At 65.4% G+C, this 25,779-nt stretch carries 22 protein-coding genes; 12 read left to right on the top strand and 10 right to left on the bottom strand.

What is annotated here, in order from left to right:
• Nucleotides 1-180 precede the first annotated feature (180 nt).
• Complete coding sequence (locus PKE84_RS08645) at nt 181-531, top strand: ArsR/SmtB family transcription factor (RefSeq protein ID WP_271176823.1); 351 nt, start codon at nt 181-183, stop codon at nt 529-531.
• Nucleotides 532-595: 64 nt separating this feature from the next.
• Here the strand turns inward: PKE84_RS08645 and PKE84_RS08640 are convergent, their stop codons facing one another.
• Nucleotides 596-865: a hypothetical protein gene (locus PKE84_RS08640; protein ID WP_271176822.1), complete on the bottom strand. Its 270-nt coding sequence runs from the start codon at nt 863-865 to the stop codon at nt 596-598.
• 223 nt (nt 866-1,088) lie between these two features.
• Here PKE84_RS08640 and PKE84_RS08635 point away from each other — a divergent pair, with 223 nt between their 5' ends.
• Nucleotides 1,089-1,991, top strand: coding sequence for a quinone oxidoreductase family protein (locus tag PKE84_RS08635; RefSeq protein ID WP_271176821.1), 903 nt, complete (start codon nt 1,089-1,091; stop codon nt 1,989-1,991).
• On the opposite strand, the gene PKE84_RS08630 is transcribed toward PKE84_RS08635, so the two are convergent.
• Together PKE84_RS08630 and PKE84_RS08625 are read right to left on the bottom strand one after the other, a co-directional pair.
• Nucleotides 1,988-2,443 carry a hypothetical protein gene (locus tag PKE84_RS08630; RefSeq protein WP_271176820.1) on the bottom strand — a complete coding sequence of 152 codons (456 nt, stop codon included), beginning with the start codon at nt 2,441-2,443 and terminating at the stop codon, nt 1,988-1,990. The two genes, PKE84_RS08635 and PKE84_RS08630, sit on opposite strands and share 4 nt — an antisense overlap.
• Before the next feature lie 144 nt (nt 2,444-2,587).
• Nucleotides 2,588-3,481, bottom strand: coding sequence for an alpha/beta fold hydrolase (locus PKE84_RS08625; protein ID WP_271176819.1), 894 nt, complete (start codon nt 3,479-3,481; stop codon nt 2,588-2,590).
• Nucleotides 3,482-3,612: 131 nt separating this feature from the next.
• Here PKE84_RS08625 and PKE84_RS08620 point away from each other — a divergent pair, with 131 nt between their 5' ends.
• Nucleotides 3,613-4,002, top strand: a complete 390-nt coding sequence (locus PKE84_RS08620; RefSeq protein ID WP_271176818.1) for a VOC family protein — start codon at nt 3,613-3,615, stop codon at nt 4,000-4,002.
• A gap of 25 nt (nt 4,003-4,027) precedes the next feature.
• Here the strand turns inward: PKE84_RS08620 and PKE84_RS08615 are convergent, their stop codons facing one another.
• Complete coding sequence (locus PKE84_RS08615; protein WP_271176817.1) at nt 4,028-4,750, bottom strand: helix-turn-helix domain-containing protein; 723 nt, start codon at nt 4,748-4,750, stop codon at nt 4,028-4,030.
• Between the two features lie 262 nt (nt 4,751-5,012).
• Here PKE84_RS08615 and PKE84_RS08610 point away from each other — a divergent pair, with 262 nt between their 5' ends.
• Nucleotides 5,013-6,398, top strand: coding sequence for a dihydrolipoyl dehydrogenase family protein (locus PKE84_RS08610; RefSeq protein WP_271176816.1), 1,386 nt, complete (start codon nt 5,013-5,015; stop codon nt 6,396-6,398).
• A gap of 17 nt (nt 6,399-6,415) precedes the next feature.
• On the opposite strand, the gene PKE84_RS08605 is transcribed toward PKE84_RS08610, so the two are convergent.
• The 5 genes from PKE84_RS08605 to PKE84_RS08585 are packed head-to-tail and all read right to left on the bottom strand — an operon-like array spanning nt 6,416 to nt 13,773.
• Nucleotides 6,416-7,963, bottom strand: a complete 1,548-nt coding sequence (locus PKE84_RS08605; protein ID WP_271176815.1) for a GMC oxidoreductase — start codon at nt 7,961-7,963, stop codon at nt 6,416-6,418.
• An 18-nt stretch (nt 7,964-7,981) separates the two neighbouring features.
• Nucleotides 7,982-9,841, bottom strand: a complete 1,860-nt coding sequence (locus tag PKE84_RS08600) for a glycoside hydrolase family 15 protein (protein WP_271176814.1) — start codon at nt 9,839-9,841, stop codon at nt 7,982-7,984.
• Nucleotides 9,838-11,295 (bottom strand): glucose-6-phosphate dehydrogenase, encoded by a 1,458-nt coding sequence (gene zwf, locus PKE84_RS08595; RefSeq protein WP_271176813.1) that lies wholly within the window; start codon nt 11,293-11,295, stop codon nt 9,838-9,840. The genes PKE84_RS08600 and zwf overlap by 4 nt, the downstream gene beginning before the upstream one ends.
• 20 nt (nt 11,296-11,315) lie before the next feature.
• Nucleotides 11,316-12,353 carry a cytochrome d ubiquinol oxidase subunit II gene (gene cydB / locus PKE84_RS08590; protein ID WP_271176812.1) on the bottom strand — a complete coding sequence of 346 codons (1,038 nt, stop codon included), beginning with the start codon at nt 12,351-12,353 and terminating at the stop codon, nt 11,316-11,318.
• Between the two features lie 28 nt (nt 12,354-12,381).
• Nucleotides 12,382-13,773 (bottom strand): cytochrome ubiquinol oxidase subunit I, encoded by a 1,392-nt coding sequence (locus tag PKE84_RS08585; protein WP_271176811.1) that lies wholly within the window; start codon nt 13,771-13,773, stop codon nt 12,382-12,384.
• Between the two features lie 320 nt (nt 13,774-14,093).
• On the opposite strand from PKE84_RS08585, the gene PKE84_RS08580 reads away from it, so the two are divergent.
• From PKE84_RS08580 to PKE84_RS08560, 5 genes are all read left to right on the top strand, one after another.
• Nucleotides 14,094-16,460 carry an arylsulfatase gene (locus PKE84_RS08580; protein WP_271176810.1) on the top strand — a complete coding sequence of 789 codons (2,367 nt, stop codon included), beginning with the start codon at nt 14,094-14,096 and terminating at the stop codon, nt 16,458-16,460.
• A gap of 246 nt (nt 16,461-16,706) precedes the next feature.
• Nucleotides 16,707-17,798, top strand: coding sequence for a sugar ABC transporter substrate-binding protein (locus tag PKE84_RS08575; RefSeq protein ID WP_271176809.1), 1,092 nt, complete (start codon nt 16,707-16,709; stop codon nt 17,796-17,798).
• Nucleotides 17,799-17,949: 151 nt separating this feature from the next.
• The gene (locus PKE84_RS08570) at nt 17,950-18,702 is read left to right on the top strand and encodes an ATP-binding cassette domain-containing protein (RefSeq protein WP_271176808.1); all 753 of its coding nucleotides are present in this window, start codon (nt 17,950-17,952) and stop codon (nt 18,700-18,702) included.
• A complete protein-coding gene (locus PKE84_RS08565; RefSeq protein WP_271176807.1) occupies nt 18,699-19,982 on the top strand; it encodes a sugar ABC transporter permease in 1,284 nt (427 codons plus the stop codon). Before PKE84_RS08570 ends, PKE84_RS08565 begins: the two co-directional genes overlap by 4 nt.
• Complete coding sequence (locus PKE84_RS08560) at nt 19,979-20,263, top strand: hypothetical protein (protein ID WP_271176806.1); 285 nt, start codon at nt 19,979-19,981, stop codon at nt 20,261-20,263. Before PKE84_RS08565 ends, PKE84_RS08560 begins: the two co-directional genes overlap by 4 nt.
• Nucleotides 20,264-20,434: 171 nt before the next feature.
• Here the strand turns inward: PKE84_RS08560 and PKE84_RS08555 are convergent, their stop codons facing one another.
• Nucleotides 20,435-21,463, bottom strand: coding sequence for a LacI family DNA-binding transcriptional regulator (locus PKE84_RS08555; protein WP_271176805.1), 1,029 nt, complete (start codon nt 21,461-21,463; stop codon nt 20,435-20,437).
• 368 nt (nt 21,464-21,831) lie between these two features.
• Here PKE84_RS08555 and chvE point away from each other — a divergent pair, with 368 nt between their 5' ends.
• From chvE to mmsB, 3 genes are all read left to right on the top strand, one after another.
• Nucleotides 21,832-22,959, top strand: a complete 1,128-nt coding sequence (chvE, locus tag PKE84_RS08550) for a multiple monosaccharide ABC transporter substrate-binding protein (protein ID WP_309297482.1) — start codon at nt 21,832-21,834, stop codon at nt 22,957-22,959.
• Nucleotides 22,960-23,032: 73 nt separating this feature from the next.
• Nucleotides 23,033-24,577, top strand: a complete 1,545-nt coding sequence (gene mmsA, locus PKE84_RS08545) for a multiple monosaccharide ABC transporter ATP-binding protein (protein WP_271176804.1) — start codon at nt 23,033-23,035, stop codon at nt 24,575-24,577.
• A complete protein-coding gene (gene mmsB, locus PKE84_RS08540) occupies nt 24,574-25,749 on the top strand; it encodes a multiple monosaccharide ABC transporter permease (RefSeq protein ID WP_271176803.1) in 1,176 nt (391 codons plus the stop codon). The genes mmsA and mmsB overlap by 4 nt, the downstream gene beginning before the upstream one ends.
• The last annotated feature ends 30 nt before the right edge of the window (nt 25,750-25,779 follow it).

Raw genomic sequence — 25,779 nt, 5'->3', positions numbered from 1 at the left:
CGGGAGGGGCGACGGCCCGTGACGTGTCAGCAGCAGTCAGGCGCGCACGAACCGTCGGGCAGCGTCTGGCAGTCGTCGCAACATCCCATGATGATTCTCCCTTCTTCATCGACGGTTGTCGATGAACCCAGGGTGAACGAATACATTGACGTTTGTCAATGTATCGATGAGAATCGATGCATGTCGACCATCGAGCTCCTCCCCTTGCGCGATCTGCAGGCCTGCTGTGCGCCGATCACCGGGGAGGTGATCAGCGAGGAGAATGCGATCTCGTTGTCCCGCGCCTTGAAGGCGCTCGCCGACCCGGCACGGTTGCGGCTGCTGTCGATGATCGCCGCGCATGCGGATGGGGAGGCGTGCGTGTGCGACCTCACCGAACCACTGGCACTGTCGCAGCCGACCGTGTCGCACCATTTGAAGATTCTGACCGACGCCGGCTTTCTGACCCGCAGCAAGCGCGGGACCTGGGCGTATTACCGGCTCGCCCCCGGGGCGCTCGACACCGTCACCTCGTTTTTCGCCGCCGTCTAGGTCGGGCCATCGCTGCGCGCGGGTGGCGGAAGCGCTGAGGGGCACAGCGTTCCCATCCCCGAATTCAGACGTAGGTGCGCAGCAGTTCCCAACCGCCGTCGGCGGCGGGGCGGACGTCGAACATCCGCACGTCGCCGTCAGCGACCGAGCAGCCCTGGAATCGCCAGCCGAAGATCCGGCCGGCCGGGTGCGTCAGGGCGTCGTGCCAGGTGTCCCGCAGCAGCGGTGTCGGCTGATCGGTGACGACGTAGCGGGTGCCACGCCAGACGATCCGGGTGGGGCGTCCGTTGTCGGTCCAGACAGAGACGATGTCGGTCGCGTGCGTCATGCTCATGAGGGCCTCCAAAGGGGTCGGGGATGGTCCTATTGAACCATTAACATTCGAACATTTGTTCGAGTGAATTCTGGGCTGGCGGCGACGACGGATGCGATAGTGGAGTGCCGATCATGAGAGAAGGGGACTTGTCCGGATGCGCGCGATCGTTGTCGAGCAGTACGGCGGACCAGAAGCACTGCGCCTCACAGACGTGACGGCGCCGACGCCGGGCGGCGACCAGGTGAGCATCGCGGTGCAGGCCGCGGCAGTGGGTCTCATCGACGTCCTGTTCCGCCGCGACGGGCTGGGCGGGCTGGTCCCCGTTCCGTTCATCCCTGGCATCGAGGTCGCCGGCCGGATACTCGAGGTGGGCGACGATGTGGAAGGGCTGACGCCAGGGCAGCCAGTGGTCACCCTCAGCCGTCCGGGCACCTCCGGCTACGCCGAGATCGTCGTCGTGCCGGCGAGCGTGGTCCTCCCGCTCGATGACGATTCAGGGCCGATAGCGCCGGACACCGCCGTTGCCGGCATCCCCAACGTCGTCACGGCACTTGCGGCTCTCGACGACGCGGCGCGACTCCGGGCGGAGGACGAGGTCCTGGTCCTCGGTGCCACGGGCGGCCTTGCAAGCGTGTTCCCGTCGGTTGCGAAGGCGCTCGGCGCCGGCAGGGTGACTGGCGCCGTCAGCCGGGCCGGCAGTGTCGAGCGGGCGCTCGCCCTGGGATACGACGACGTTCTGCTCACCGACGAGTTGCCCCACACGGCGGCACGGTTCGACGTGATCGTGGACCCGGTCGGTGGCGCCTCGAGGGTCGCGGCCCTCAGTCTGTTGCAGCCCCTCGGGCGCTTGATCGCCGTCGGCAACGCGTCGGATGCCGAACAAGTGCTCGTCGGCACCAACGATCTCTGGCTCAGCAACACGGGGGTGGTCGGGTTGAACATCGCCGCGCTTCTGGAGGCCCGTCCGCAACGGGTGCGATCTTTGGCCGCGCGGGCCATCGACCTCGTGCGCGCAGGCGCGGTGATCGTGCCGGTCGAAAGCCTTCCGCTGGAACAAGCCGCCGAGGCTCACCGCCGATTGGAGAGCCGCGAGGCGGTCGGCCGAATCGTGCTCACGCCCGTGACCTCAGAACGTCGACTTTAGACGGAGTTCCAGTGCCGGAGCCCAGCCGGTTCGAGACGAATCCAGATCATGGTGATGAATCGGCCCGTGAAGTCCACGGCGACCGACGCGATCGGCGCTCCGGCACGAGTGATGATCAGTCCGGCCTGATTGTTCACCGATCGTTCGTCGACGAGGACATCCGCCGTCCGCGTGAACCCGTGCTCGAGCACGATGGAGGCGTCCTCGAAGCCCTGAACGACACGAATGCCCGAGGGCCCGCCGTGGCCGGAGTCGACAACGACCGAGACAGTCGGCGCCACGAAAGTGCGCAGCCTGTCTCTGTCGTGCGTCTCGGCGGCCACATGCAAGTGGTGGACAGCTCGATAGTGAAGCGGACGCGCGAGCCACTCCCAGACGGACCAGCCGCAGCGAGCGATCGCAGGACCGAGCATCCGTCCCGTCGCCGTCGCCCCTCGTGTGATCTCGGACATTTCGATCGCCTCCATCCGGCCTGCTCTCAGCGCCGCTACAACTAAGACCGATCGGGCGAGGGTTTTGTGACCCACATGCGGGCAAAGGTCGCAGGCGCCGGTGGCTCAAGCCCGCGAGGCGTAGTCGACCGAACTGCGAACGGGTCAGCTCCCGTCGATGAGTTCCTGTACGGCCGCGGCGAACGCGACCGGCGCCTCCTGCGGCACGTTGTGGCCGACACCTTCGATCAGGCGGTAGGCATAGCGACCGGTGAACTCGGCACGCTCGATGTCGCCCCGGGGCGACCCCGTCACGCCGTCCGCGCCGGCCTCCAGCACAATGGTCGGCACCGTGATCGGCGGCCGCTCGGCCAGCGCGTCCTCAACCGGCTGCAGACGCGGGTCGCCCTCTGCCAGCCCGAACCGGTGCCGGTACGAGTGAACGACCACCTCCACAAAGTCCGGGTTGGCCAAGCTCTCCCTGCTGCGCTGAAACGCCCCTCGGCCGGCCGTCCAGGTCGGCGACCAGGTCTCCCACAGCACTCGGGCGAACTCCTCGGGGTCCGCAGCGAACGCGGCAGCTCCCCACTGCGAGTGCAGATAGTACTGATACCAGCGCCGCCTCTCGTCCTCCGGCGGAAGCGGGCGCGGCTGGCCACTCAAATCCTGCACGTTGTAGCCGTCGACCGTGACCAGCCCGGACACCCGCTCGGGGTGCAGTGCGGCGAGAATGCACGCCGCACGCCCACCCCAGTCGTAACCGGCGACGACGCAGCGCTCGAGCTGCAAGGCATCGAGGAGTTCGAACAGGTCAGTCCCGAGGGCTGCTTGCTGGCCGCTCCTGATCAGCTGATCGCTCCGAAATCGGGTCGGCCCGAAACCCCGCAACCACGGCACGATGACGCGAGCGCCGTGGAGCCGTCGAGCGACCTCGTCGTAAGCGCTCACGTCATACGGGAACCCGTGAAGCAGGACTACGGGCACCCCCGCCGCTTCCCCGCTCTCCAGGTACGCGACCTCGAGATCGGTGGTGCGCGCGAATCGGGGAGACAAGGTCACCCTCGTAGCCTAGGCATCCGTTCGTGCGCCGACGGTATGGCGTGCCGAATCGCCGGGTGTCAGGACTCGGGCCTCCGTCGGCCTGTGCGAGGCCCCTAGCCTGGCTAGCAGATCGCTCATATTCTGAGTTCATGGCTGATCTCGCGATCTATCTGAGCTACCCGGAACCAGCCCCGGTCATCGATTGGCTTCAGATTCTCGGCTTTCGCATCGTCGTCCGGAATGAAGAGGGCGGTCGAGTCAACCATTGCGAAATGCGCCGCGGCGACGCAGTAGTGATGTTGGCAGTTGACGATGCGCAATACACCCGTCCCCCGCTGCTGGGGGCCTCAACTGGCGTCGGCGCCTACCTGGTTGTCGAACCGATGGAGGTCGACGAGCTCTATGCCGCTGCCGTAGCTCGGGGAGGTCAGGGCGTGTTCGCCCCGGAGGAAACCGCGTGGGGCGCACGGCGTGCGCGGGTGCTGGACCCGGGAGGGCGTGAGTGGACCTTCGGAAGCTACCGCCCCGGCGAGGGCTAGCCGGCTGTATGGCCGCTCGTTCTTCTCACTCCGCCTGAGACCGGCGAAACCGGGCAGGGGTGTCACCGAGCTCTGCGCGGAAGGCGCGGGCGAAAGCCGACTCCGAACGAAATCCCACGGCGGCGGCGATCGCGGCGACGGATAGATCCGTCCCCACCAGCTGATCCGCCGCCGTCATGAGGCGCGCACGCGCTAGAAAGCGGCCGAAGGTCATGCCAGTGGCCGCCTGAAAGTGCCGGATGAATGTCGCGCGCGACATTGACGATCGCCGCCTCAACCGGTCGATCGACCAGTCCCCGCCCGGATCGTCGAGCACGAGGCGCACGATCTCGCCCATCCTCGGTTCGCTGACGGCGGTCCAGAGGAGCGAGTTCCCCCCACTGCTGGCCGGCGTGCGCAGCACGAGCGCCATCAGCACCGTGCAGAAGGCGGACATGATGGCGGCCGACCCGGCGCCGTCGTGGGAGGCTTCCGATCGCATCAGCGAGCTGAGGCCGGTCAGCAGGTCCCGTCCACCCTCGGAACGGAACAGCGACACATGGGTCGGGGTCGGAAGGGAACCGAAGAGGATGGCCCCGGCTCCGGCGCCGACCGTGTAGTGACCGCAGAACAGGTCGATCACCGGATGCCCGCCGCCCTCGCTGCTCGTCAGCGCGAAAGTCCGACCCTGGCGCTCCGTAGTCGGCCGCAGCACGCCGGCGCCCTCGGTGACGACGCGATGACTGCTGCCGGCGGGGATCACCACCACGTCTCCGGCGCATCGTGATCAGCGTGCCCTCCACCTCGAGCCGGCATTCCCCCTCCAGCAGCACGTGGAACGGCACCTCGCGTTCCCCCATGCTGTCGACTTCCATCCGGGTGGAGGCTGCCAACAGGCAGCGCTTGTCGAGGGTGGCGTCGAGGCGCGCCATCCTCAGCAACCGGCTGATGTCGTCCATGTGAGACTTTCGGGCTATTTGTTGCGACGAAACGGACTATTCGTATCACATCGAGCGATACAGACTCAAGGCATGGACACAACAACAGCACTCACCGCCGACGTCCTCGTGATCGGTTTCGGCAAGGGGGGCAAGACCGCAGCACACGCCCTCACCGACGCCGGCAAGCGCGTCATCCTCGTCGAGCAGTCCGATCAGATGTACGGCGGCACCTGCCCGAACGTCGGCTGCGTGCCGACGAAGATGCTCGTGCACTACTCCAACTCCAAGCGGCTGGAGGACGAGGCCCAGCAGTTCTTCGCCAACTCGATCGAGGGCGTCCGCGCTCTGACGAGCGCGTTCCGGGCCGGGAACTTCGCCTCCTTGGACGGCAAGGACACCGCCACCGTCATCACGGGTGCCGCGCGGTTCGTCGACGAGCACACCGTCTCGATCGGCGAAGGGGACGACCGCATCACGGTCACCGCGCCGACGATTCTGATCAACACCGGCTCGGAGCCGATCGTGCCCGACATCGAGGGTGCCGGCGCGAGCGCCTTCCAGGTGAGCAGCACGGATCTGATCCACGCGGAGCGGCTCCCCCGCCACCTTGCGATCATCGGAGGCGGATACCTGGGCCTGGAGTTCGCGTCGATCTATCGGCAGTTCGGCGCGCAGGTCACCGTTCTGGAGGAGGCAGACCGGCTCCTGGCGAAGGAAGACACGGACGTCGCCGAGGTCGCCACCGGCATTCTCGCTGGCGACGGCATCCGGATCATCACCGGTGCCACCGTCACGGGAATCACCGACACCGCGTCGAACGCGGTCATCACGTACGTGAAGGACGGCGAGAGCCACACGGTCGAGGCGGACGCGTTCCTCGCTGCGACGGGCCGCCGGCCCGCCACGGACTCGCTGGACCTCCCGGCCGCGGGGGTCGAAACCACCGCACGCGGCGCCGTGATCGTCGACGAGCACCTGAGGACGAGCCGGCCGCACATCTTCGCCCTCGGCGATGTGAACGGCGGACCGCAGTTCACCTATGTCTCCCTCGACGACGCCCGTATCGTCATCGACCAGTTGCTGGGAGACGGTACGCGTGCTACCAGCGACCGCGTCGCGGTCCCGAGAACCCTGTTCATCACCCCGCCGCTGGCCACCGTCGGGCTGACCGAGCGCGAGGCGCGCGAACAGGGACTGAACATCCGGGTGGCACGCGAGAATGTGGCGGACATCGTCGCGATGCCCCGCGCGTACACGGTGGAGGAGACCCGCGGAGTGATGAAATTCATCCTCGACGCCGACACCGACCTCATCCTGGGCGCAGCGATCCTCAGCATCGACGCGCAGGAGATCATCAACACGGTCGCTCTCGCCATGCGCCAGCGCGTCACCGCGACGACTCTGAAGAACGCGATCTATACCCACCCGAGCTCGACCGAGGCACTGAACGAAGTGCTCGGCGTGATCGTCGGATAGTGGCTACCCGCCGATGATCAGCGCAGCCGGTCGAGCAGGTGATCGCCCACACGGAGAGCGTTCGCCATCGCGGTGAGGGCCGGGTTCACCGCTCCGATGCTGGGAAAGAAGCTGGTGTCGACGACATAGAGGTTGTCCACCTCGTGCGCTTTGCAGTCGGAGTCCAGCACCGATGTCGACGGATCGCGGCCGAAGCGCACCGTCCCGGCTTGGTGCGCACAGCCGGCGACGGGGATGTCGTTCTTCATGTAGGCGTCGCGTGGAATCAAGTGATGCGGGTGCATGCCCAGATGGCTGAGGTGACCCTTCACCCGGCGATAGAGCTGCTCGAGCGGCTCCCGGTTGTTCTGGGTGTAACTCAGCACAACATCGCCGTCTTTGTTCAGCGTGACCCTGTTGTCGGGAACCGGCAGATCTTCTGCCGAGAGCCAGAAATCGACCGCGTGCTCGGCCATCTCCTGCAGGGTGAACTCTGGCGCGAGCTTCGCGATGTGCTTCTCGCCCCGGTACATCGGCGGCGATGATTTGCCGACCATCTGCACGTTGCCCATGGGGAACTCGAAGTCGTCGTCGCCGAGATACCAGTCGTTGAGTCCGAGTGTCTTCTGGAATCGGGTGTCGTTCTTCTCCATCGAGATCGCCAGGAATGCCCGGCTGTTGTGGAAGACGTAGTTGCGGCCGACCTGATCGGACCCATTGGCGAGCCCGCTCGGGTGACGGTCGTTCGCGCTGGCGAGCAGAAGCTTCGCGGAATTTGCCGCACCGGCGGAGACCACGACGATCGAACCCGTGAACCGCTGTTCTTCACCGTCGACATCCGCGACGATGGAGGTCACGGCGCGGCCGGATGCGTCGGTCTCGAGCCGTCGGACCTCCGCATTGCGCACCAGGGTGACGTTGTCGTGCGTGATCGCGGGACGAACGGCGATCACCTCGGCGTCCGATTTCGCATGCAAGAGACAGGGGAACCCGTCGCAGGTCGCCGAGCGGATGCAGGGGCTGAACGCGGGATTCGCCTCGTCGAGCATGACACCGTTCGGGGAGTGGAAGGGATGCAACCCCACCCGGCTCAGGTCGTCGAACAACTCCTGGATGCGCGGCTCGTGAGACACCGGCGGGTACGGGTATGGTCCGCCGGGCGGGTCGGTGGGATCCTCACCACGGATGCCGTGCACCTGATAGAGGTCTTCGGCTTGCTCGTAGTAGGGCGCGAGGTCGGTGTAGCTGATCGGCCATGCCGGCGAGATGCCCCCGTGGTGCTTCAGCTCACCGAAATCTGCCTCACGCAACCGGTACAGAGCAGCCCCGTAGAACTTCGTTGCGCCGCCCACGAAGTAGTGCACCTGAGGCTGGAATGCCTTCCCGTGTTGGTCGTACCAGGTGTCCTTCGAGATGTAGCGGTTGTCGACGAAGACGGCCGTCGCATCCCAGTTCTCAGGTTCTCGGGGAAGCCAGTCACCGCGTTCGAGGATCAGTATCCGCTTGCCGGAGGTCGCGAGCCGGTGGGCGAGCGTGCCTCCCCCGGCACCCGACCCAACGATGATCACGTCGTATTCATCAGCCATGACTTCTCTCCTCCAGGATTACAGCGACAACTCTGCGAGTCGATCGGCGAGGATGATTCGGGCCCCCGCTTCGATGAGCGCCAAATGGGAGAACGCCTGCGGGAAGTTCCCCAGGTGCCGAGAGCGGCCGACCTCGAACTCCTCCGCGTACAGGCCGAGCGGCGACGCGATCCTCAAGAGGCGCTCGAGCAGGTCGGCGGCCTGTTCGCCCTCCCCGACGATCGAGAAGGCTGAGACGAGCCAGAACGAGCAGATCAGGAACGTGCCCTCCTTGCCCGACAGCCCGTCGTCGGTCTCGCCCGTGACGTAGCGCAGCACGAAGCCGTGCTCCGTGAGCTCCGTCGCGATGGCATCGACGGTCTTCCTCATCCGCTCGTCATCACCGGGCAGGAATCCGAAGATCGCTGCGAGCAGCGTTGAAGCGTCCAGCGCGTCGGTGTCATAGTGCTGACGCAGCACACCGCGTTCGCTCACGCCGTGTTCGAGAATGTCGGCGCGAATCTCGTCCGCGGCCGCGCTCCAGGACTTTTCGAGCTCGAGGTCTCCCCTGATCTCGGCGAGCTTCGCGGCACGATCCAACGCCACCCACCCCATCAGTTTCGACGACACGTAGTGTTGCGGCGCTCCGCGTGCTTCCCAGATGCCCTGGTCGGGTTCTCGCCATGAGGCCAGCGCGGACTCGGCTTGCGCTTTCACAAGCGGCCAGAGTCGCCGGGGCAGGTGCTGGTTGCGTCGCGTGTGCAGGAGAAGCGAGTCGAGAACCGCACCGTAGACATCGTTCTGTCTTTGGTTGAAGGCTCCATTCCCGATCCTGACCGGTCGAGCGCCCTCGTACCCGGAGAGGTCATCCCTGGTCGACTCGGTCAGGTCGCGACGGCCATCGATGCCGTACATGATCTGCAGGCCGCCGTCCTCGTTCGGTTCCAAGTCGGCCACGAACTGCATGAACTCATCGGCTTCCCAGTCCAGATTGAGGAAGTGCAGCGCCTGCAGGGTGAAGGTGGTGTCCCGCATCCAGGTGTACCGATAATCCCAGTTCCGCTCGCCGCCCGGCGTCTCGGGAAGCGAGGTCGTTAGTGCGGCGACCGTTGCGCCGGTCGGCATGTAGGTGAGGCCCTTGATCGTCAGTGCGGACCGCTCAAGTGGGTGTCGAAGAGGGTGGTCGGGGATGCGCGCTCGGGCCAGCCAGCGGCGCCAGAACAGCACGGTGCGTTCGATCCGGTCTGCGGCATCGTCCACGTCGCGCGGGGACGCGAACTCCTCAGCCCAGGACAGCGCGCAGTACGCCTTCTGGCCCGCCGCGAGGGTATGCCGCGCGCGGGCAGAACTGCCCTCCAAACCGATGGCCATGTTCGTGCTCAGCCGGAACTGCTGCCCAGCACCCGTGGCGTCGGCCGCATGCAGGTCGTCGTCGACGAGCGACCAGCCCGCGGGCTGGCGGCCGTAGTCGAACGCCGGCTCGCAGTTCAGTTCGACTTCGACGGAGCCCTCGAGACACTCCACCAATCGCACCAACATATGGTCTGCATCGTCGTCAGCGGGAGGTCTCGTGTGCGGCGTGATGCGGTCGGGACCAGTACGCGGGCCCATCGTCAGGGCGTCGTGCACCAGCAGCCATCCACCCGGCGTGTGCCAGGTCGTCGTCAGCACGTTCGTCCCTGGCACGTAGGACCGCTGGGTCGGCACGTTGATGCCGTACGGGCCGAACCGGAATGAGCCGGCTCCCCTGTCGAGCAGGTTGCCGAATGCGCTCGGCGAGTCGAACGCGGGTACGCATAACCAGTCGACCGAGCCGTCCGGAGCGACGAGCGCCCCGGTGTGACAGTTCGACAGGAACGCGTAGTCGGCAATGGGCGGGAAGGGCGACGTGAGGCTCATTTCGCGTCTCCCTCGGACTCCACGATCCACGGGCCCTGCCAGCCACCGTGATCCGCCACGAGGGTCGACGCGATCGCGGGTCCCCAGGTTCCCGGCGCGTACGGATGCACGGCCGGCGGGTTGTCGATCAGCGGCTGCATGATCCGCCAGTTCTCCTCCACCACGTCCTGGCGCTTGAAACGGCCGGAGTCTCCGACGATGGCCGCGTGCAGCAGCACCTCGTAGGGGGTGGCTCCCTCACCGCCCTCGTCCGCGAACTCCGCGTCCAGTGTTATCGCCTGGGGCCCCTTGCCATCGGCGCGGTGCGCATCCACGACGAGGCGAGCACCGGTAGAAGGATCCAGCTTGACGACGAATTCGTCACGGACGGGCTTGCGATCCTCGCCGGCACCCAGCCCGAGGTGCACGGGAGGCGGCGCACGGAAGACGACGCGCAGTTCCGTCTGCGTGACAGGAAGCTTCTTTCCGGTGCGGATGTAGAACGGCACGCCCGCCCACCGCCAGTTGTCGATCTCGAGCCGCAGAGCCGCGTAGGTCTCGGTCGTCGACCCCTCGGCGACTCCCTTGATCCGTTGATAGCCGTCGTACTGTCCCCTCACGTAGTGCGCGGGATCGGCTGCCTTCACGGCCCGGAACAGCGTGACCACCGCGTCGCGGAGTGCGTCAGGATCGTCTCCGGACGGCGGCTCCATCGCAGCCGCGGCCACCACCTGCATCAGGTGGTTGACGACCACATCCCGCAGAGCACCGACCGGGTCGTAGAAGTGGCCACGGTCTTCGACGCCGAAATCCTCGGCCATCGTGATCTCCACGCACTCCACGTAGCTGCGATTCCACAACGGCTCCAGCACGGTGTTGGCGAACCGGAGGTAGAGGATCTCCTCGTAGCCCATCTTCCCGAGGTAGTGATCGATCCGGTACAGCTGCGCTTCATCGAGGTATTTGTGCAGTTCGGATGCCAGTTCCTTCGCGGACTCGAGGTCGTGACCGAACGGCTTCTCCACCACGACGCGCCCGGCAGCAGTGAGGCCGGCCTCCGAGAGTCCCTGTGCGACTCTGCCGAACAGGAACGGGGGAATCTCGAGGTAGAACACCGGATGCTTGGCTCCGCTGATCGCCGCACCGACCCTCTCGTACGTCGCCGCGTCGCCGAAGTCGCCCTGCACATAGGCCAACCGTCCGGCGAAGCGTTGGAACACATCCTCGTCGAGTTGTTCGCCGGTGGCGGCGATCGAGTCCCGCGCGCGCTGCACCAATTGTTCAAGCGTCCAGTCGTCGACGGCCACGCCGACGATGGGGCAGTCGAGGAGCCCGCGGCGTTCGAGTCGATACAGGGAACGGAAGGTCATCACCCGGGCGAGGTCGCCGGTTATCCCGAAGATCACCAGCACGTCGGCGACGGCCGACCACTGGTCCTGGGCTGAGGATGTCGTCGGCGCGGTTGAGCTTGTCATCGCTGTCTCCATACTTTTGATCAGTCCGCGGCAGCCGCTGCAGACTCTGTGGTTGACGGTTCGGCCGTCGGCGGTGGTCCGGCGACGCGGCGGCGAAACACGACGTACGAGTACGCCTGGTACAGCAGGACGATGGGGAAGCAGACCAGCGCGACGATGCTCATCACGCTCAATGCGTAGTCCCCTGATGCGCTTCCCGCGACGGTCAGGCTGTTCGAAGCGCTCGTGCTCGACACGAGCACATTCGGGTAGAGGCTGACGAACAGGGAGGCGACCACGGCCGCGATCGCGATCGAGCTCGCCGAGAACGCGAGTCCGTCCCGTGCGCGGAACTGGGCGATGAGCGAAGCCAGCACCGCGAGCAGCGCCACGGCGAGCACCGCGTAGCCGCCCGGCCCCGGATGCGCGACCAGAGCCATCCACAATCCGAAGACCGCGACCATGGCCAGGTCGACGAAACCGATCACGTGACCGAACCGACGGGCGCGCCCCCGCACCGCGTCGGTCGTGCGCAATGCGAGGAAGGTGGAGCCCTGCAGAAGGCAGAGCGCCAGCATGGTGAGACCGGTCCAGACGCCGAGACCCGTGAACAGACTCGCGAAGTCGCCGGTGAAGTTGCCATCGCTGTCGATCGGGAGACCGGCCACCAGGTCGCCGAGCGCGATCCCCAGCACGGTCGGCGCGACGATGCTGCCGAGAGTGAGGCACAGACTCCAGCCCCAGCGCCAGCCGTCCCCTCGACCCCGGCCGCGCCATTCGAACGAGATCCCGCGCACGATCAGGGCCACGAGCAGAAGCACGATGGCCAGATACGACGCCGAGATCCAGGTGGCGTACCAGGCCGGAAAGGCCGCGAAGATGGCGGCAGCTCCCACGACCAGCCACACTTCGTTGCCGTCCCAGAACGGACCGACGGTGTTGATGGCGACGCGCCGTTCGGTGTCGGAGCGGCCGATGACGGAGTGGATGGCGCCGACACCGAAGTCGAAGCCCTCGAGCACGAAGAACCCGGTCCAGAACACGGCGATGATGATGAACCACAGATCGGCAAGATTCACGGCGCGCGCTCCTCCTCGGCTCTATCGGTCAGTAGGTCAGGACAGGGGTGTCGGTGCGGGCGTCGTCGTCGGAGCTCTCATCGATCTCTTCCAGATCGCGCCGGCCGAAGCGCAGCATCAACACCAGATCGAGGACGGCGAGCACGATGTAGACCAAGAAGAAGGCCACGAGGCTGATGATCAGCTCCGTGGCGGAGACCGTCGTGCTGGCCCCGTCAGAGGTCTTCATCAGGCCCTGCACGATCCACGGTTGACGCCCGTTCTCGGTGAGGAACCAGCCGGCCGTGTTGATGATGAATGGTATGGGCACAGCCCACGTCGCGATGAACAGGAACGCTCGGGACGTGGGAAGTTTGCGCCGCAATGCCAGCCACGCGCCCCACAGAGCGAAGAGGAACACGAGCGTTCCGAGATACGCCATGACGCGCATCCCCCAGTACTGCACGAACACATTCGGCACGTAATTGCCGGCTCCGTATTGCTCGACCGATTGTTGCTGCAGTTCGTTGAGCCCGACGACTTTGCCGTCCCAGGTGCCGGTCGCCAATATCGAGAGAAGGTGCGGGACTTCGATGATCTTCGTCGGCGTCTCGTCGTTGTTGCCCCCGCCGATCTGGAACAGCGAGAACGAGCAGGGCTGGCACGTCGTCCATTGCGCTTCCGCGGCAGCGATCTTCATCGGCTGATAGCCGGTCTCGATCACGCCGAGGTGGCTCCCGACGCCGAGGGCCAGAGCGGAGGCCGGCAGCAGGACCACGAGCGACAGCACCGCGGATGTCTTGAAGAGCCTCCGCCCTCTGCGCAGCTGCCACGCCGACACCGCGAGCATCACCATCGCCCCGGTCACCAGCGATGCGAGGATCACGTGGAGGTATCCCCACACGAACACGGGGTTGGTGAAGAGGTCGCCGATCGAATTGAGGACGGGTCGCCCGGTCGCCGTATCGGTGGCGTACCCCACCGGATGCTGCATCCACGAGTTGGCAGCCATGATGAACGCCGCCGACAGCACAGCACCCGCCGCCACCAGCCAGACCGAGAGCAGATGCACGCCGCGTGGCAGCACGTTCCAGCCGAACACCCAGAGCCCGAGGAACGTCGACTCCAGGAAGAACGCTGCCAGCCCCTCCATGGCCAGAGGAGCACCGAACACATCGCCGACGAACACCGAGTACTTCGACCAGTTCATCCCGAATTGGAACTCCTGCACGAGCCCGGTCACCACGCCGATCGCGACGTTGATCAACAGGAGAGTGCCGAAGAATTTCGTGAGGCCCTTGTGCCGCGGATCGTGGGAGCGGAACCACGCGGTGTGGAGGAGCGCCACGAGGAACGCGAGCCCGATCGTCACCGGAACGAAGAAGAAGTGGTAGATGCTCGTCGACGCGAACTGCAGTCGAGCCAGGTCTACCAGATCCACGACAACGGCCCCCTCTGGTCCGTCCAGACGGGAATCCCGTCCCGTCGAGCGTGTTCACGCAATCGGCTCGAGCCTGCGTAACGGTCGAAACCGGCGGTCGCGGGTCCTAGTGTGCTCCCCCCCACGACCCGACCGCAACGGTTTGAGGAGATCCGACGTGGCGCCGTGTCACAACCCCGCCAGGCGCTCGTCTTCGTAGACGAGCGTCTCGTTCTTGGGCGTGCGATCGGGACATCATCCCCGACGGGTGATGTGACTTCCGTTCCGTCTCCCATACCTTCGCATCACGTCGCCGCTGCCGTTCCAGCTGGAGGAAGCTCATGAAACCCGATCGCCACGCTCGCGCACTGCTGCCGATTCCTGACCGCCCGGCACCCGGTTTGACCACCTATGACGCCAGGGATCCCGACACGGCGTATCCACCCATCGAGCCTCTGATGCCGCCTGAAGGCGCACCGAATGTGCTGATCGTCCTGATCGACGACGCCGGGTTCGGGGCGACGAGCGCGTTCGGCGGTCCGTGTGCGACCCCGAACGCTGAAAGGCTCGCGGCGGGCGGTCTGAAGTACAACCGGTTTCACACGACGGCACTCTGTGCGCCGACGCGGCAGGCGCTGCTCACCGGCCGCAATCATCACTCCGTCGGGATGGGGAGCGTCACCGAGACCGCGACGTCGGCGCCCGGCAACAGCTCGGTGCGGCCGAACACCAAAGCCCCGCTGGCGATGACTTTGAAGTTGAACGGGTATTCGACGGCGCAGTTCGGCAAGTGTCACGAGGTGCCGGTGTGGCAGTCCTCCCCGATGGGTCCGTTCGACGCGTGGCCGTCGGGTGGGGGCGGGTTCGAGACCTTCTACGGCTTCATCGGCGGGGAGAGCAACCAGTGGGATCCCGCTCTCTACGACGGGACGACCGCGGTGGAGCCGCCTGCGACACCGGAGGAGGGGTATCACCTCACCGAGGATCTCGCCGATCACGCGATCAGCTGGATCCGGAGCCAGAAGGCCCTGATGCCGGATAAGCCGTTCTTCGTCTACTTCGCGCCCGGTGCGACGCACGCACCGCACCACGTCCCGAAGGAGTGGGCCGACAAATACAAGGGCCAATTCTCGGACGGGTGGGACGCCCAGCGCGAGCGGACGTTCGCCCGCCAGAAGGAGCTGGGCGTGATCCCGGCGGATGCTGAACTCACGGCGCGCCACGCTGAAATCCCGGCATGGGACGACATGCCCGCCGCGCTCAAACCGGTGCTCGAACGTGAGATGGAGGTGTACGCCGGGTTCATGGAGCACACCGACTTCCACGTCGGCCGGGTGCTCGACGCCATCGAAGACCTCGGCATCCTCGACGACACGTTGATCTACTACATCATCGGCGACAACGGGGCGTCCGCCGAAGGAACCCTCAACGGCGCCTTCAACGAAATGGCGAATTTCAACGGGATGGCCGGCCTGGAGACGCCCGAGTTCATGGCATCCAAGATGGACGAGTTCGGCGGCCCCACTTCGTACAACCATTACGCCGTCGGGTGGGCCTGGGCGATGGACACCCCGTTTCAGTGGACGAAGCAGGTCGCTTCGCACTGGGGCGGCACGCGCAACGGCACGATCGTGCATTGGCCGAACGGCATCGAGGAGAAGGGCGGCCAGCGCTCCCAGTTCACTCACGTGATCGATGTCGCGCCGACCGTCCTCGAGGCAGCCGGTCTACCCGAGCCGACCGTCGTCAACGGTGTGCAGCAGTCCCCGATGGAGGGCACCAGCATGGTCTACACCTTCGACGAACCCGCCGCGCCCGAACGCCATGACCTCCAGTACTTCGAGATGTTCGGCAACCGAGGCCTGTACTACAAGGGGTGGAGCGCCGTCACCAAACACCGCACTCCCTGGATCATGACGGGCGAGAAGATCCCGGCATTCGACGACGACAACTGGGAACTCTACGACGGCAGCAACGACTTCAGCCAGGCCCACAACCTTGTCGCAGATCATCCCGAGCTGCTCGCCACGTACCAACGACTCTGGCTCATCGAAGCAACGAAATACAACGTGCTGCCCCTCGACGACCGTGGTGCTGAGCGCTTCTCCCCCGACACCGCAGGTCGGCCGACTCTTGTTCACGGCAACACCCAACTCCTGTTCGCGGGCATGGGCCGACTCTCCGAGAACAGCGTCATCAGCATCAAGAACAAATCGTTCTCGATCACCGCCGAAATCGTCGTGCCCGAGTCCGGAGTCGATGGTGTGATCGTCGCCCAGGGCGGCCGCTTCGGCGGATGGAGCTTCTATGTGAAGCAAGGGATACCCAAGTTCGCCTACAACGTGCTCGGCATCCAGGAGTTCGTCATCGAAGGCGCACAGCCGGTACCCGCAGGGACGCATCAGGTTCGGACAGAATTCGCCTACGACGGCGGCGGTCTCGGTAAGGGCGGAGACGTGACCATCTACTGCGACGGCGACGCCATCGGCAGCGGACGAGTCGAGGCCACGCAGGCGATGATCTTCTCAGCCGACGAGACCACAGACGTCGGCTACGAATCCGGCACGGCGGTCGCAGCCGACTACACGCCGCAGACCAGCAGATTCACCGGCAAGATCAACTGGGTCCAGATCGACATCGGTGACGACGACAACGACCACTACATCGACCCGGAGGAACGCTTCCGCATCACGATGGCCAGACAGTAGGTGCGGAGGGCCGCGATCCTGGGTAGTCGCTCGCTTCAGCAGCACATACGCGTCGGACATGCACGTGCCGTGCCGAGCGTGAAACCGCTCCCATCCGAGTGTTTGCCTAGGCATTGCGTGTTTACCGAACTGTTACCGGAATATGTTGCCACACACACCGAATAGGCACACACTTTAGGAGCCATCGCTCACCGTCGAGCCTGGCCACCCAGGAGAGTGCCCTCCTCGCATGAGAAAGGGAGAGACATGAAGAAGTCTTCATTGATCCCCGTCACACTGGTTGTTGCAGCGTCCGCGCTGCTGCTCAGCGCTTGTTCCGGATCAGGCAGCGGCGGCTCCGGTACCAGCACAGGCGCCGCCACGGCCACCCGGGCGTGCGTCATCCTTCCCGACTCGTCATCATCCCCACGATGGGAGAACGGCGACCGCCCCGCCCTCGACAAGGCGTTCACCGATGCCGGCTTCACCGCCGACATCCAGAACGCGCAAGGCGACCCGAACAAATACGCCACGATCGCCGACCAGCAGCTCACCAAGGGCTGTGGCGTCATGATCCTGGTCGACTACAACGGTGCCGCCGTCGCCGTGACCGAGAAGGCCCAGAAGCAGGGCATCCCGGTCATCGCATACGACCGTCCGATCACCACAGGCACCGCGGCCAACCCGTCGATGCTCGCCGACTACTACGTGTCCTTCGACAACAAGAAGGTCGGCGCACTGGAAGGCCAGTCCGTCGTCGACGGTCTCAAGGCCGCAGGCAAGGACCCCGCGACAGCGAAGGTCGTGTACATGGGTGGAGACCCGACCGACGGCAATGCCAAGCTCTTCCACGATGGTGCCGTCGAAGTGATGAGCGCCGCTGGAATCAAGCCGGCCGCTGAGCCGACCGGTGTCTGGGACGGCCAGAAGTCGGCGACCAACTTCGAGCAGGCCCTGACCTCGCTCGGCGGTAAGGTCGACGCCGTCTGGGCTGCCAACGACACCAACGCAGCTGGCATCATCACGGTTCTCGACAAGAACGGACTGAAGGTTCCCGTCTCCGGACAGGACGCCTCGACCGCCGGACTGCAGAACGTGCTTCTCGGCAAGCAGACCGCCACGGTCTACAAGCCGTTCAAGCTCGAGGCCGACGCGGCATCCAAACTGGCGATCCAGTTGCTGAAGGGCAACAAGCCGTCAACGGATACCCAGCTGTACGGAAAGCCGTTCATCGCCACCACCCCGATCCTGATCACCCCGGAGAAGGTCGAGACGGTCGTCACCGCCGGCGACGCGAAGGCATCCGACATCTGCACGGCTGAGGTCGCCGCAGCGTGCGCCAAGTACGGCGTCAAGTAGACAGATAGCCAGACGAGAAGGCTCCGCGTCGTCCCAGAGGATGCGACGCGGAGTCTTCTCGTGGACGGCCCGGGCGACCCCGCGGCCGTCTCTCCCTCACGAGGACCGCGACGCCTGAGCGATTGGGGCGTCCGAGATCAAGGAATCAGGCATGAACTCGCCCATCATCGAACTGACCGACGTCAAGAAGAGCTTCGGTCCAGTGAGCGTCCTCAAGGGCGTCTCGCTCAGCATCTATCCCGGTAAGGTCACGGCACTCGTCGGCGACAACGGCGCCGGAAAGTCGACGCTGATCAAGGGCCTCGCCGGGGTGCAACCCTACGATGAGGGCGAGGTGAGGGTCGACGGCGAGCTCGTCGCATTGCACAACCCTCGCGAGGCCGCACGGCTGGGCATCGAAGTCGTATACCAGGACCTCGCGCTCTGCGACAACCTGGATATCGTCCAGAACATGTTCCTCGGTCGCGAGGAACTCGCCGCCGGCACCTTCGACGAGGGCCGGATGGAACGCGAGGCATCCGAGACCCTGCGCTCGCTGTCCGTGCGGACGGTCAAGTCGGTGCGGCAGAAGGTGTCGTCGCTCTCCGGTGGGCAACGACAGACGGTCGCCATCGCGCGTTCCGTGCTCAAGTCCGCCAGAGTCGTCATCCTCGACGAGCCGACGGCCGCACTCGGTGTCGCACAGACCGAACAGGTGCTCTCGCTCGTCAAACGACTTGCCGAACGCGGCGTCGGCGTCTTGATGATCAGCCACAACCTGGTCGACGTCTTCCAAGTCGCCGACCACATCAACGTTCTCTACCTCGGCCAGATGGTGGCCTCCGTCGAGAGATCCAAGACGACCAGCGACGATGTCGTCGGATACATCACCGGCAGCAAGACCTACACGGGAGCAGAGAGATGAGCGCACTCGAAGAATCAGTGACCCCCGCGCCGGAGACGTCGCCGCCCGACCTCATCGGAAGCGGCCAGGAGGGCAACCTCCGCGATCAGGTGACTGCCTACCTGCAGCGACTCCGCAATGGCGACATGGGCGCGCTCCCCGCCATCGCCGGGTTCATTGTGCTGAGCATCCTGTTCACTCTGCTCAGCCCGTACTTCCTGACGGAGCGCAACTTCGCGAACCTCCTGACCCAGGCGGCAACGCTCGTGATGCTGGCGATGGCCTTGGTATTCGTGATCCTGCTCGGAGAGATCGACCTCTCCGCCGGTGTCACCTCGGGCGTAGCGATGTCTCTGTTCGTCGTGCTCTCCGACCCAGGTGGCCTCGCCATGAACTGGATCGTGGCGCTCATCGTCGCCCTCGTCGCCGGCGTCATCATCGGCCTGTTCATCGGGTTCTTCGTCGCCCGCGTCGGGATCCCCTCGTTCGTGGTGACACTCGGTCTGTTCCTCGGCTTTCAAGGGGTGCAGCTCATCATCATCGGCAATGGCGGCCTCTATCGCATCCAGCAGGCCGAGATCCTGGCGATCCAGAACAGCAACCTCCCCACCTGGGGCGGGTGGGTGATGCTGGCCATCATGCTTCTGGTCTCCGCGGGCACGTCCTACTTCGATCGCCGTCGACGCACGCGAGCGGGTGTGCCGAATCGCACGATCGCCCTGGTGTGGGCTCGTCTCATAGCGATCGCCGTCGCCGGCGGAGTTGTCGTGGCCCTCCTCAATCAGGACCGCGGCACGGGCTTCCTCGCCGTGTCCGGCGTGCCCATCGTGGTTCCGATCACTCTCGCGATCCTCTGGCTCGGCACGTTCGTGCTCGATCGAACCCGGTTCGGCCGCTACATATACGCGATCGGTGGCAACGCGGAGGCCGCCCGCCGTGCGGGCGTGAAGGTGATCGCGATCAAGTGGGCCGCCTTCGCAGTGTGCTCCACCCTCGCCGTCGTCTCCGGCGTGTTCAGTGCGAGCAAGGTGGGGTCGGTGGATGCGGCGTTCGGCCGCGACATCGTACTCAGCGGTATCGCGGCCGCGGTGGTCGGCGGCGTCAGCCTTTTCGGCGGACGCGGACGGCTCATCCACGCCGCGATCGGCGCCCTGGTGATCGCCGTCATCACGAACGGTCTCGGCCTGCTCAACCTCCCCGGCGGCGTGAACTTCTTGGTCACGGGCGGCGTCCTCATTCTCGCCGCGACCGTCGATGCGCTGTCGCGGCGTCGGGCCGGCGGTTCACTCATCAGACAATGAACGCTCGTCTGCCTCGTGGGGATGCAGGCCTCGAAGTGGCCGTGCTCGATGGCCACGTCGAGGTCGCGCTCGGGTACCTGGGCCACGCCCGGTGGTCGGTCACCGCGAACGGCCGGTACGCCGGTATCGTCAGGGAATGGGGCAACGGCTACCAGGCACGGTGCCCCGGGGATGAGTCCATCGGCGGGGCGGACCGGGAGGACTGGACCGTCGCGCTGCACCTGCTGCTGATGGAGGCGGACATAGCGGTCGCGGTCTCGGCCAGAGCAGTGTTCCGTTAGCGGTCCGGCGCATGTACTCGCACGCTACCCAGGGCCGTGTCTAGCCCTCGCTGACAGGCTGCCGCCAGCCCGGACGCTTCCAGTCGTGGCGGTGGATCAGGGCTCGGGCTCAGACGGGGGCGTCGCGGCGCGTCAGCCCACGGAATTCTGCGCGCAAGCTCGCGCGGGGGATCAAGGCATGAGCGCAGCGGTGCTCGTGCGCACGATCAATTCCGGCACCGGAAAGTGGGCCGGCTCGGGCGGGGTCGAGCCTTCGATCTCGGCGATGAGCAGGTCGATCGCACCGATGCCGAGCAGGCTGAAGTCCTGACGCACCGTCGTCAACGGGGGCGAGAAATGCTTCGCCTCCGGGATGTCGTCGAAGCCGACGACGCTGATGTCGCCGGGGACCGAGAGCCCGAGATCCGCCGCGGCGTGGATGATGCCGAGAGCCATCTGATCATTGGAGGCGAACACCGCGGTGAAGTCGCGCGGACGAAGGAGCTTGAGCCCGACGTCGTAGCCGAGATCGGACGTCCAGTCCCCGAGCGCGGGCGGCGGAGGGGCGATGTCCCATGACGACATCTCCTCGAGGAATCCGTGCATCCGCTCCTCGGCCTCGTTCCAGTCCTGGGGACCCGCTAGGTGCAGGATGCGCGAATGGCCGAGCTCGAGGAGATGTCGGGTGGCGAGCCTCGCTCCTTCCCGCTGGTCGAACGCGATGACCCGCTCACCGGGCGCATCCCGCCATTGGAGGCTGATGAACGGCACCCGGATCGAGACACGCTGCAGCGCCTCGTGAGCCCGCTGCTGCGGAGCGATCATCACCACTCCGTCGACGCCGTGCGCAAGAAACGTGTCCAGCGCCGCGGCGAGACTCGCCTCGTCTTCACGGGCGAGTGTCGCCGACACGATCGCGTACCCACGCGCTCGTGCCGCTTGGTCGACGGCCGCCGCAGCACTGAAGGGCCCATAGTGGGATCGCGCCGTGACGACGACCCCGATCGTCTTGAACCGGGACGTGGCCAGAGCGCGCGCGGCGCTGTTGGGGCGCCACGCGAGCTCGTCGATGACCTTGCGCACCTGCGCCTCGGTCGACGGCTTGATGTATCGCTCCCCGTTGAGCACGCGGGAGACCGTCTGGCGCGAGACGCCGGCGAGCCGGGCGATGTCGCGGATCGACAGCGGGCGGGAGGACCCGTCTTCGACCTTGTCCGTCATACCTGCTCCGGTTCCGGGCGGTGCGGCGGCGACGCCGGCACTCGCGGTGATGTGCTGATCTTAGAGCCGACGGATGGCGCGCGGCCCACAGCCGATGGGCGCCCGTCGGAGACGACTTGCGGCGTGCTGCTTGACGCGTGGGTGAGATGGGGCATAACGTCTTACCGTTCTGGGACCGGTCACAGATTTGGGACAAACCTAGCGGACGACGAGGGAGTCGCACACACGATGGACCACGAGTTGCAAGGAAGCGATTCGCTCCACGACGCCGCCGAGGTACTGCCCGCACCGCGAAGGACCGTTTCCCGATCACTGGAATCCGCGCGCGATCTGCGCGCGGCCCACTACCTCTCTGGAAGGGAATCACAGTGAAGTTCAAGAGAATCGCGATCGGGGCCGCTGCTATCAGCGTGGCCATCATGCTCGCTGCATGTTCCGGCGGTCGGCCGGCGACAGGATCCGGCGAAGGAAGCACGGACAACAAGGGCGCGCTGGTCGGCGTCGCGATGCCGACCAAGGTGTCCGAGCGCTGGATCGCCGACGGCAACGCCGTCAAGAGCGACCTCGAGAAGAACGGCTACAAAGTCGATCTGGAGTACGCGAACAACGACATCCCCACGCAGGTGCAGCAGGTCAACACGATGATCACCAAGGGCGCGAAGGTCCTCATCGTCGCCTCCATCGACGGCGGTTCTCTGACCGACCAGCTCGACGCGGCAGCGAAGGCGGGCATCAAGGTCATCTCGTACGACCGCTTGCTGACGGGCGACAAGAATGTCGACTACTACGTGTCGTTCGACAACTACAAAGTCGGCGTCTACCAGGCCAACTCCCTGCTGACCGGTCTCGGCGTTCTCGACGCTTCCGGCAACAAGACCGGAGCCAAGGGTCCGTTCAACATCGAGGTCTTCGCCGGTAGCCCCGACGACAACAACGCGACGTTCTTCTTCAACGGGGCGATGGACACGCTGAAGCCGTACATCGCCGACGGCACTCTCGTGGTGAAAAGCGGGCAGACCGCGTTCAACCAGGTGGCCATCCTGCGTTGGGACCCGGCGACCGCCAAGGCGCGCATGCAGGACCTGGTCGCCAAGTCCTACTCCGGCGGAGCAGCCGTGCAGGGCGTGCTCTCACCGTACGACGGACTCTCCGACGGCATCCTGAGCGCACTCGAGGGCGCAGGCTACGGGTCGGGCGGGAAGAAGCTCCCGATCATCACCGGCCAGGACGCCGAGGTCGCCAGCGTGAAGCAGATCATCGCCGGCACGCAGTACTCGACGATCTACAAGGACACCCGCCAGCTCGCCAACGAGGCCGCCAAGATGGCCAACGACATCCTCACCGGCACGAAGCCCGAGGTGAACGACACGAAGAGCTACGACAACAAGACCAAGATCGTGCCGAGCTACCTCTTCCAGCCGGTCGTCGTCACCAAGGACAACTACCAGAAGGTGCTGATCGACAGCGGCTACTACAAGGAATCCGACCTGAAGTAGCCCCGCCGGGCATCAGACGGGTGGGCGTGGTCATCGGCCACGCCCACCCGCACGCGACGAAGCAAGGGAGACCATGTCCACCACGATTCTCGAGATGCGAAACATCTCGAAGACCTTCCCCGGCGTCAAGGCCCTGCAGGATGTCTCGATCTCGATCGAAGAGGGTTCCGTGCATGCCATCTGCGGCGAGAACGGCGCAGGAAAGTCGACGCTCATGAAGGTCCTGTCCGGGGTGTACCCGCACGGCACGTTCGACGGCGAGATCCTCCTCAACGGCGAACCCGTCGAGTTCAAGTCGATCAATGACTCCGAATCGGCCGGCATCGTGATCATCCACCAGGAGCTCGCGCTGTCGCCCTACCTCTCGATCGCCGAGAACATCTACCTCGGCAATGAGCGGCAGCACGGCGGGTTCATCGACTGGAACGAGACGAACCTCGAGGCCGGCAAACTGCTGCGACGGGTCGGGCTGCGCGACAACCCGATCACGAAGATCAAAGACATCGGCGTCGGCAAGCAGCAACTCGTCGAGATCGCGAAAGCGCTCTCGAAAGAAGTGCGCATCCTCATCCTGGATGAGCCGACCGCCGCCCTCAACGACGACGACTCGGCGCATCTCCTCGAGCTGATCCGCCAGCTCCAGGAGCACGGGATCACGTCGATCATCATCAGCCACAAGCTCAACGAGATCAAAGCGATCGCCGACCGGGTGACGATCATCCGCGACGGCAAGACGATCGAGACGCTCGAGATGCGCGGCGACGACACCAGTGAGAACCGGATCATCAAGGGGATGGTCGGCCGGGATGTCGCGAGCCGCTTCCCGGATCACGTGCCGCACATCGGCGAGGAACTCCTGCGTATCGAGGACTGGACCGTGCACCACCCGCTCGACCGCACGCGCAAGGTCGTCGACGGAGCGAATCTCACGGTGCACGCCGGGGAGATCGTGGGGATCGCCGGGCTGATGGGCGCCGGCCGCACAGAACTCGCGATGAGCGTCTTCGGGCGCAGCTACGGCGTCAACATCAGCGGCCAGGTCTACAAACGCGGCGAACCGATCTCGGTGAACACCGTCTCGAAGGCGATCGCGAACGGCATCGCCTACTCCACCGAAGACCGCAAGCGCTACGGACTCAATCTGATCGACAACATCCAGCGGAACATCTCGATCGCCGCCCTCGACAAGCTCGTCGATTGGCTCAAGTTCGTCAACGAACTCAAAGAGCGCACCGTCGCCGAGGGCTACCGCAAGAGCATGAACATCAAGACGCCGAGCGTCTCCACGCTGACCGGCAAGCTCTCCGGCGGCAACCAGCAGAAGGTCGTGCTGTCCAAATGGATGTACGCCGACCCCGACGTGCTCATCCTCGACGAGCCCACCCGCGGCATCGACGTCGGCGCCAAGTACGAGATCTACACGATCATCGACCGGCTCGCCGATGCGGGCAAAGGGATCATCGTCATCTCGTCCGAACTGCCGGAACTCCTCGGGATCTGCGACCGCATCTACACCCTGAGCGAGGGGCGCATCACGGCGGATGTCCCCCGCGAGAAGGCAACCGCCGAATACCTCATGCAACTCATGACCCAGGAACGCGAGAAGACCACAGCATGAAAGCGCTCACCACCGCCCTCAACTACCTGACCAGCCAGCTCCGCCAGATCGGCCTGTTCATCGCACTGATCGTGATCGTGCTGTTCTTCCAGATCACGACCAACGGCATCACGCTCGCGCCGATCAACGTCTCCAACCTCATCGTCCAGAACAGCTACATCCTGATTCTGGCGGTCGGCATGGTGATGGTGATCATCGCGGGGCACATCGACCTCTCCGTCGGTAGCGTCGTGGCCTTTATCGGCGCCATGGCCGGCGTCATGATCTCGACCTGGCACCTTCCGTGGCCGCTCGCCGTCGTGCTCTGCCTCGTGCTCGGGGCTCTGGTCGGCGCCTGGCAGGGATATTGGATCGCCTACTTCGGAATCCCGGCCTTCATCGTGACGCTGGCGGGCATGCTCGTCTTCCGCGGTGCGGCCCAGATCGCTCTCGGCAACCAGCAGATCTCCTTCTTCCCGAAAGAGTTCCGGGCGATCGGCTCAGGCTTCCTCCCCACGTTCGGCACGTCGGGCTACGAACCGCTCACACTGATCATCGGCCTCCTGGCATCCATCGCGATCGTTGCCGGAGCCGTCCGTCAACGCCTGGTGCGCCGCAAATACGATCTCGAGGACGAACCGATCTGGTGGTTCCTCCTCAAGGTCGTCTTCCTGGTGCTGCTCGTGATGATCGTCACGCTCCTGCTCGCGAGCTACAACGGCACGCCGATCGTGCTGATCATCCTGGGCGCGCTGGTCGTCGGCTACACGGCGATCATGAACCGGTCGGTATTCGGACGGCACATCTACGCGATCGGTGGCAACTTGGCGGCCGCGCAGCTCTCCGGCGTCAAGACGAAGCGGGTGACCTTCCTGCTCTTCGTGAACATGGGGGTGATCTCGGCGATCGCCGGCCTGGTGTTCACCGCGGGCCTCAATCTGGCGAGTCCGAGCGCAGGAACAGGGTTCGAGCTCGACGCGATCTCCGCGGTGTTCATCGGTGGCGCCGCGGTCACCGGCGGCATCGGCACGGTGCCAGGCGCGATCATCGGTGGCCTGATCATCGGCGTGCTGAACAACGGCATGTCCATCCTGGGCGTCGACAGCGACTATCAGCTGCTCATCAAGGGGCTCGTGCTGCTCGCGGCCGTCGCGTTCGACGTGTACAACAAGCGTCGCTCGGTCGGGGTGTGAACCCGTCGGCTGCCGGTCGACTCAGCCGGC

The sequence above is a fragment of the Leifsonia poae genome, from assembly GCF_027921845.1.
Lineage (GTDB): Bacteria > Actinomycetota > Actinomycetes > Actinomycetales > Microbacteriaceae > Leifsonia > Leifsonia poae.
The sequence above is the reverse complement of the archived record's forward strand: the minus strand, read 5'-3'. Positions and strand labels throughout refer to the sequence as shown.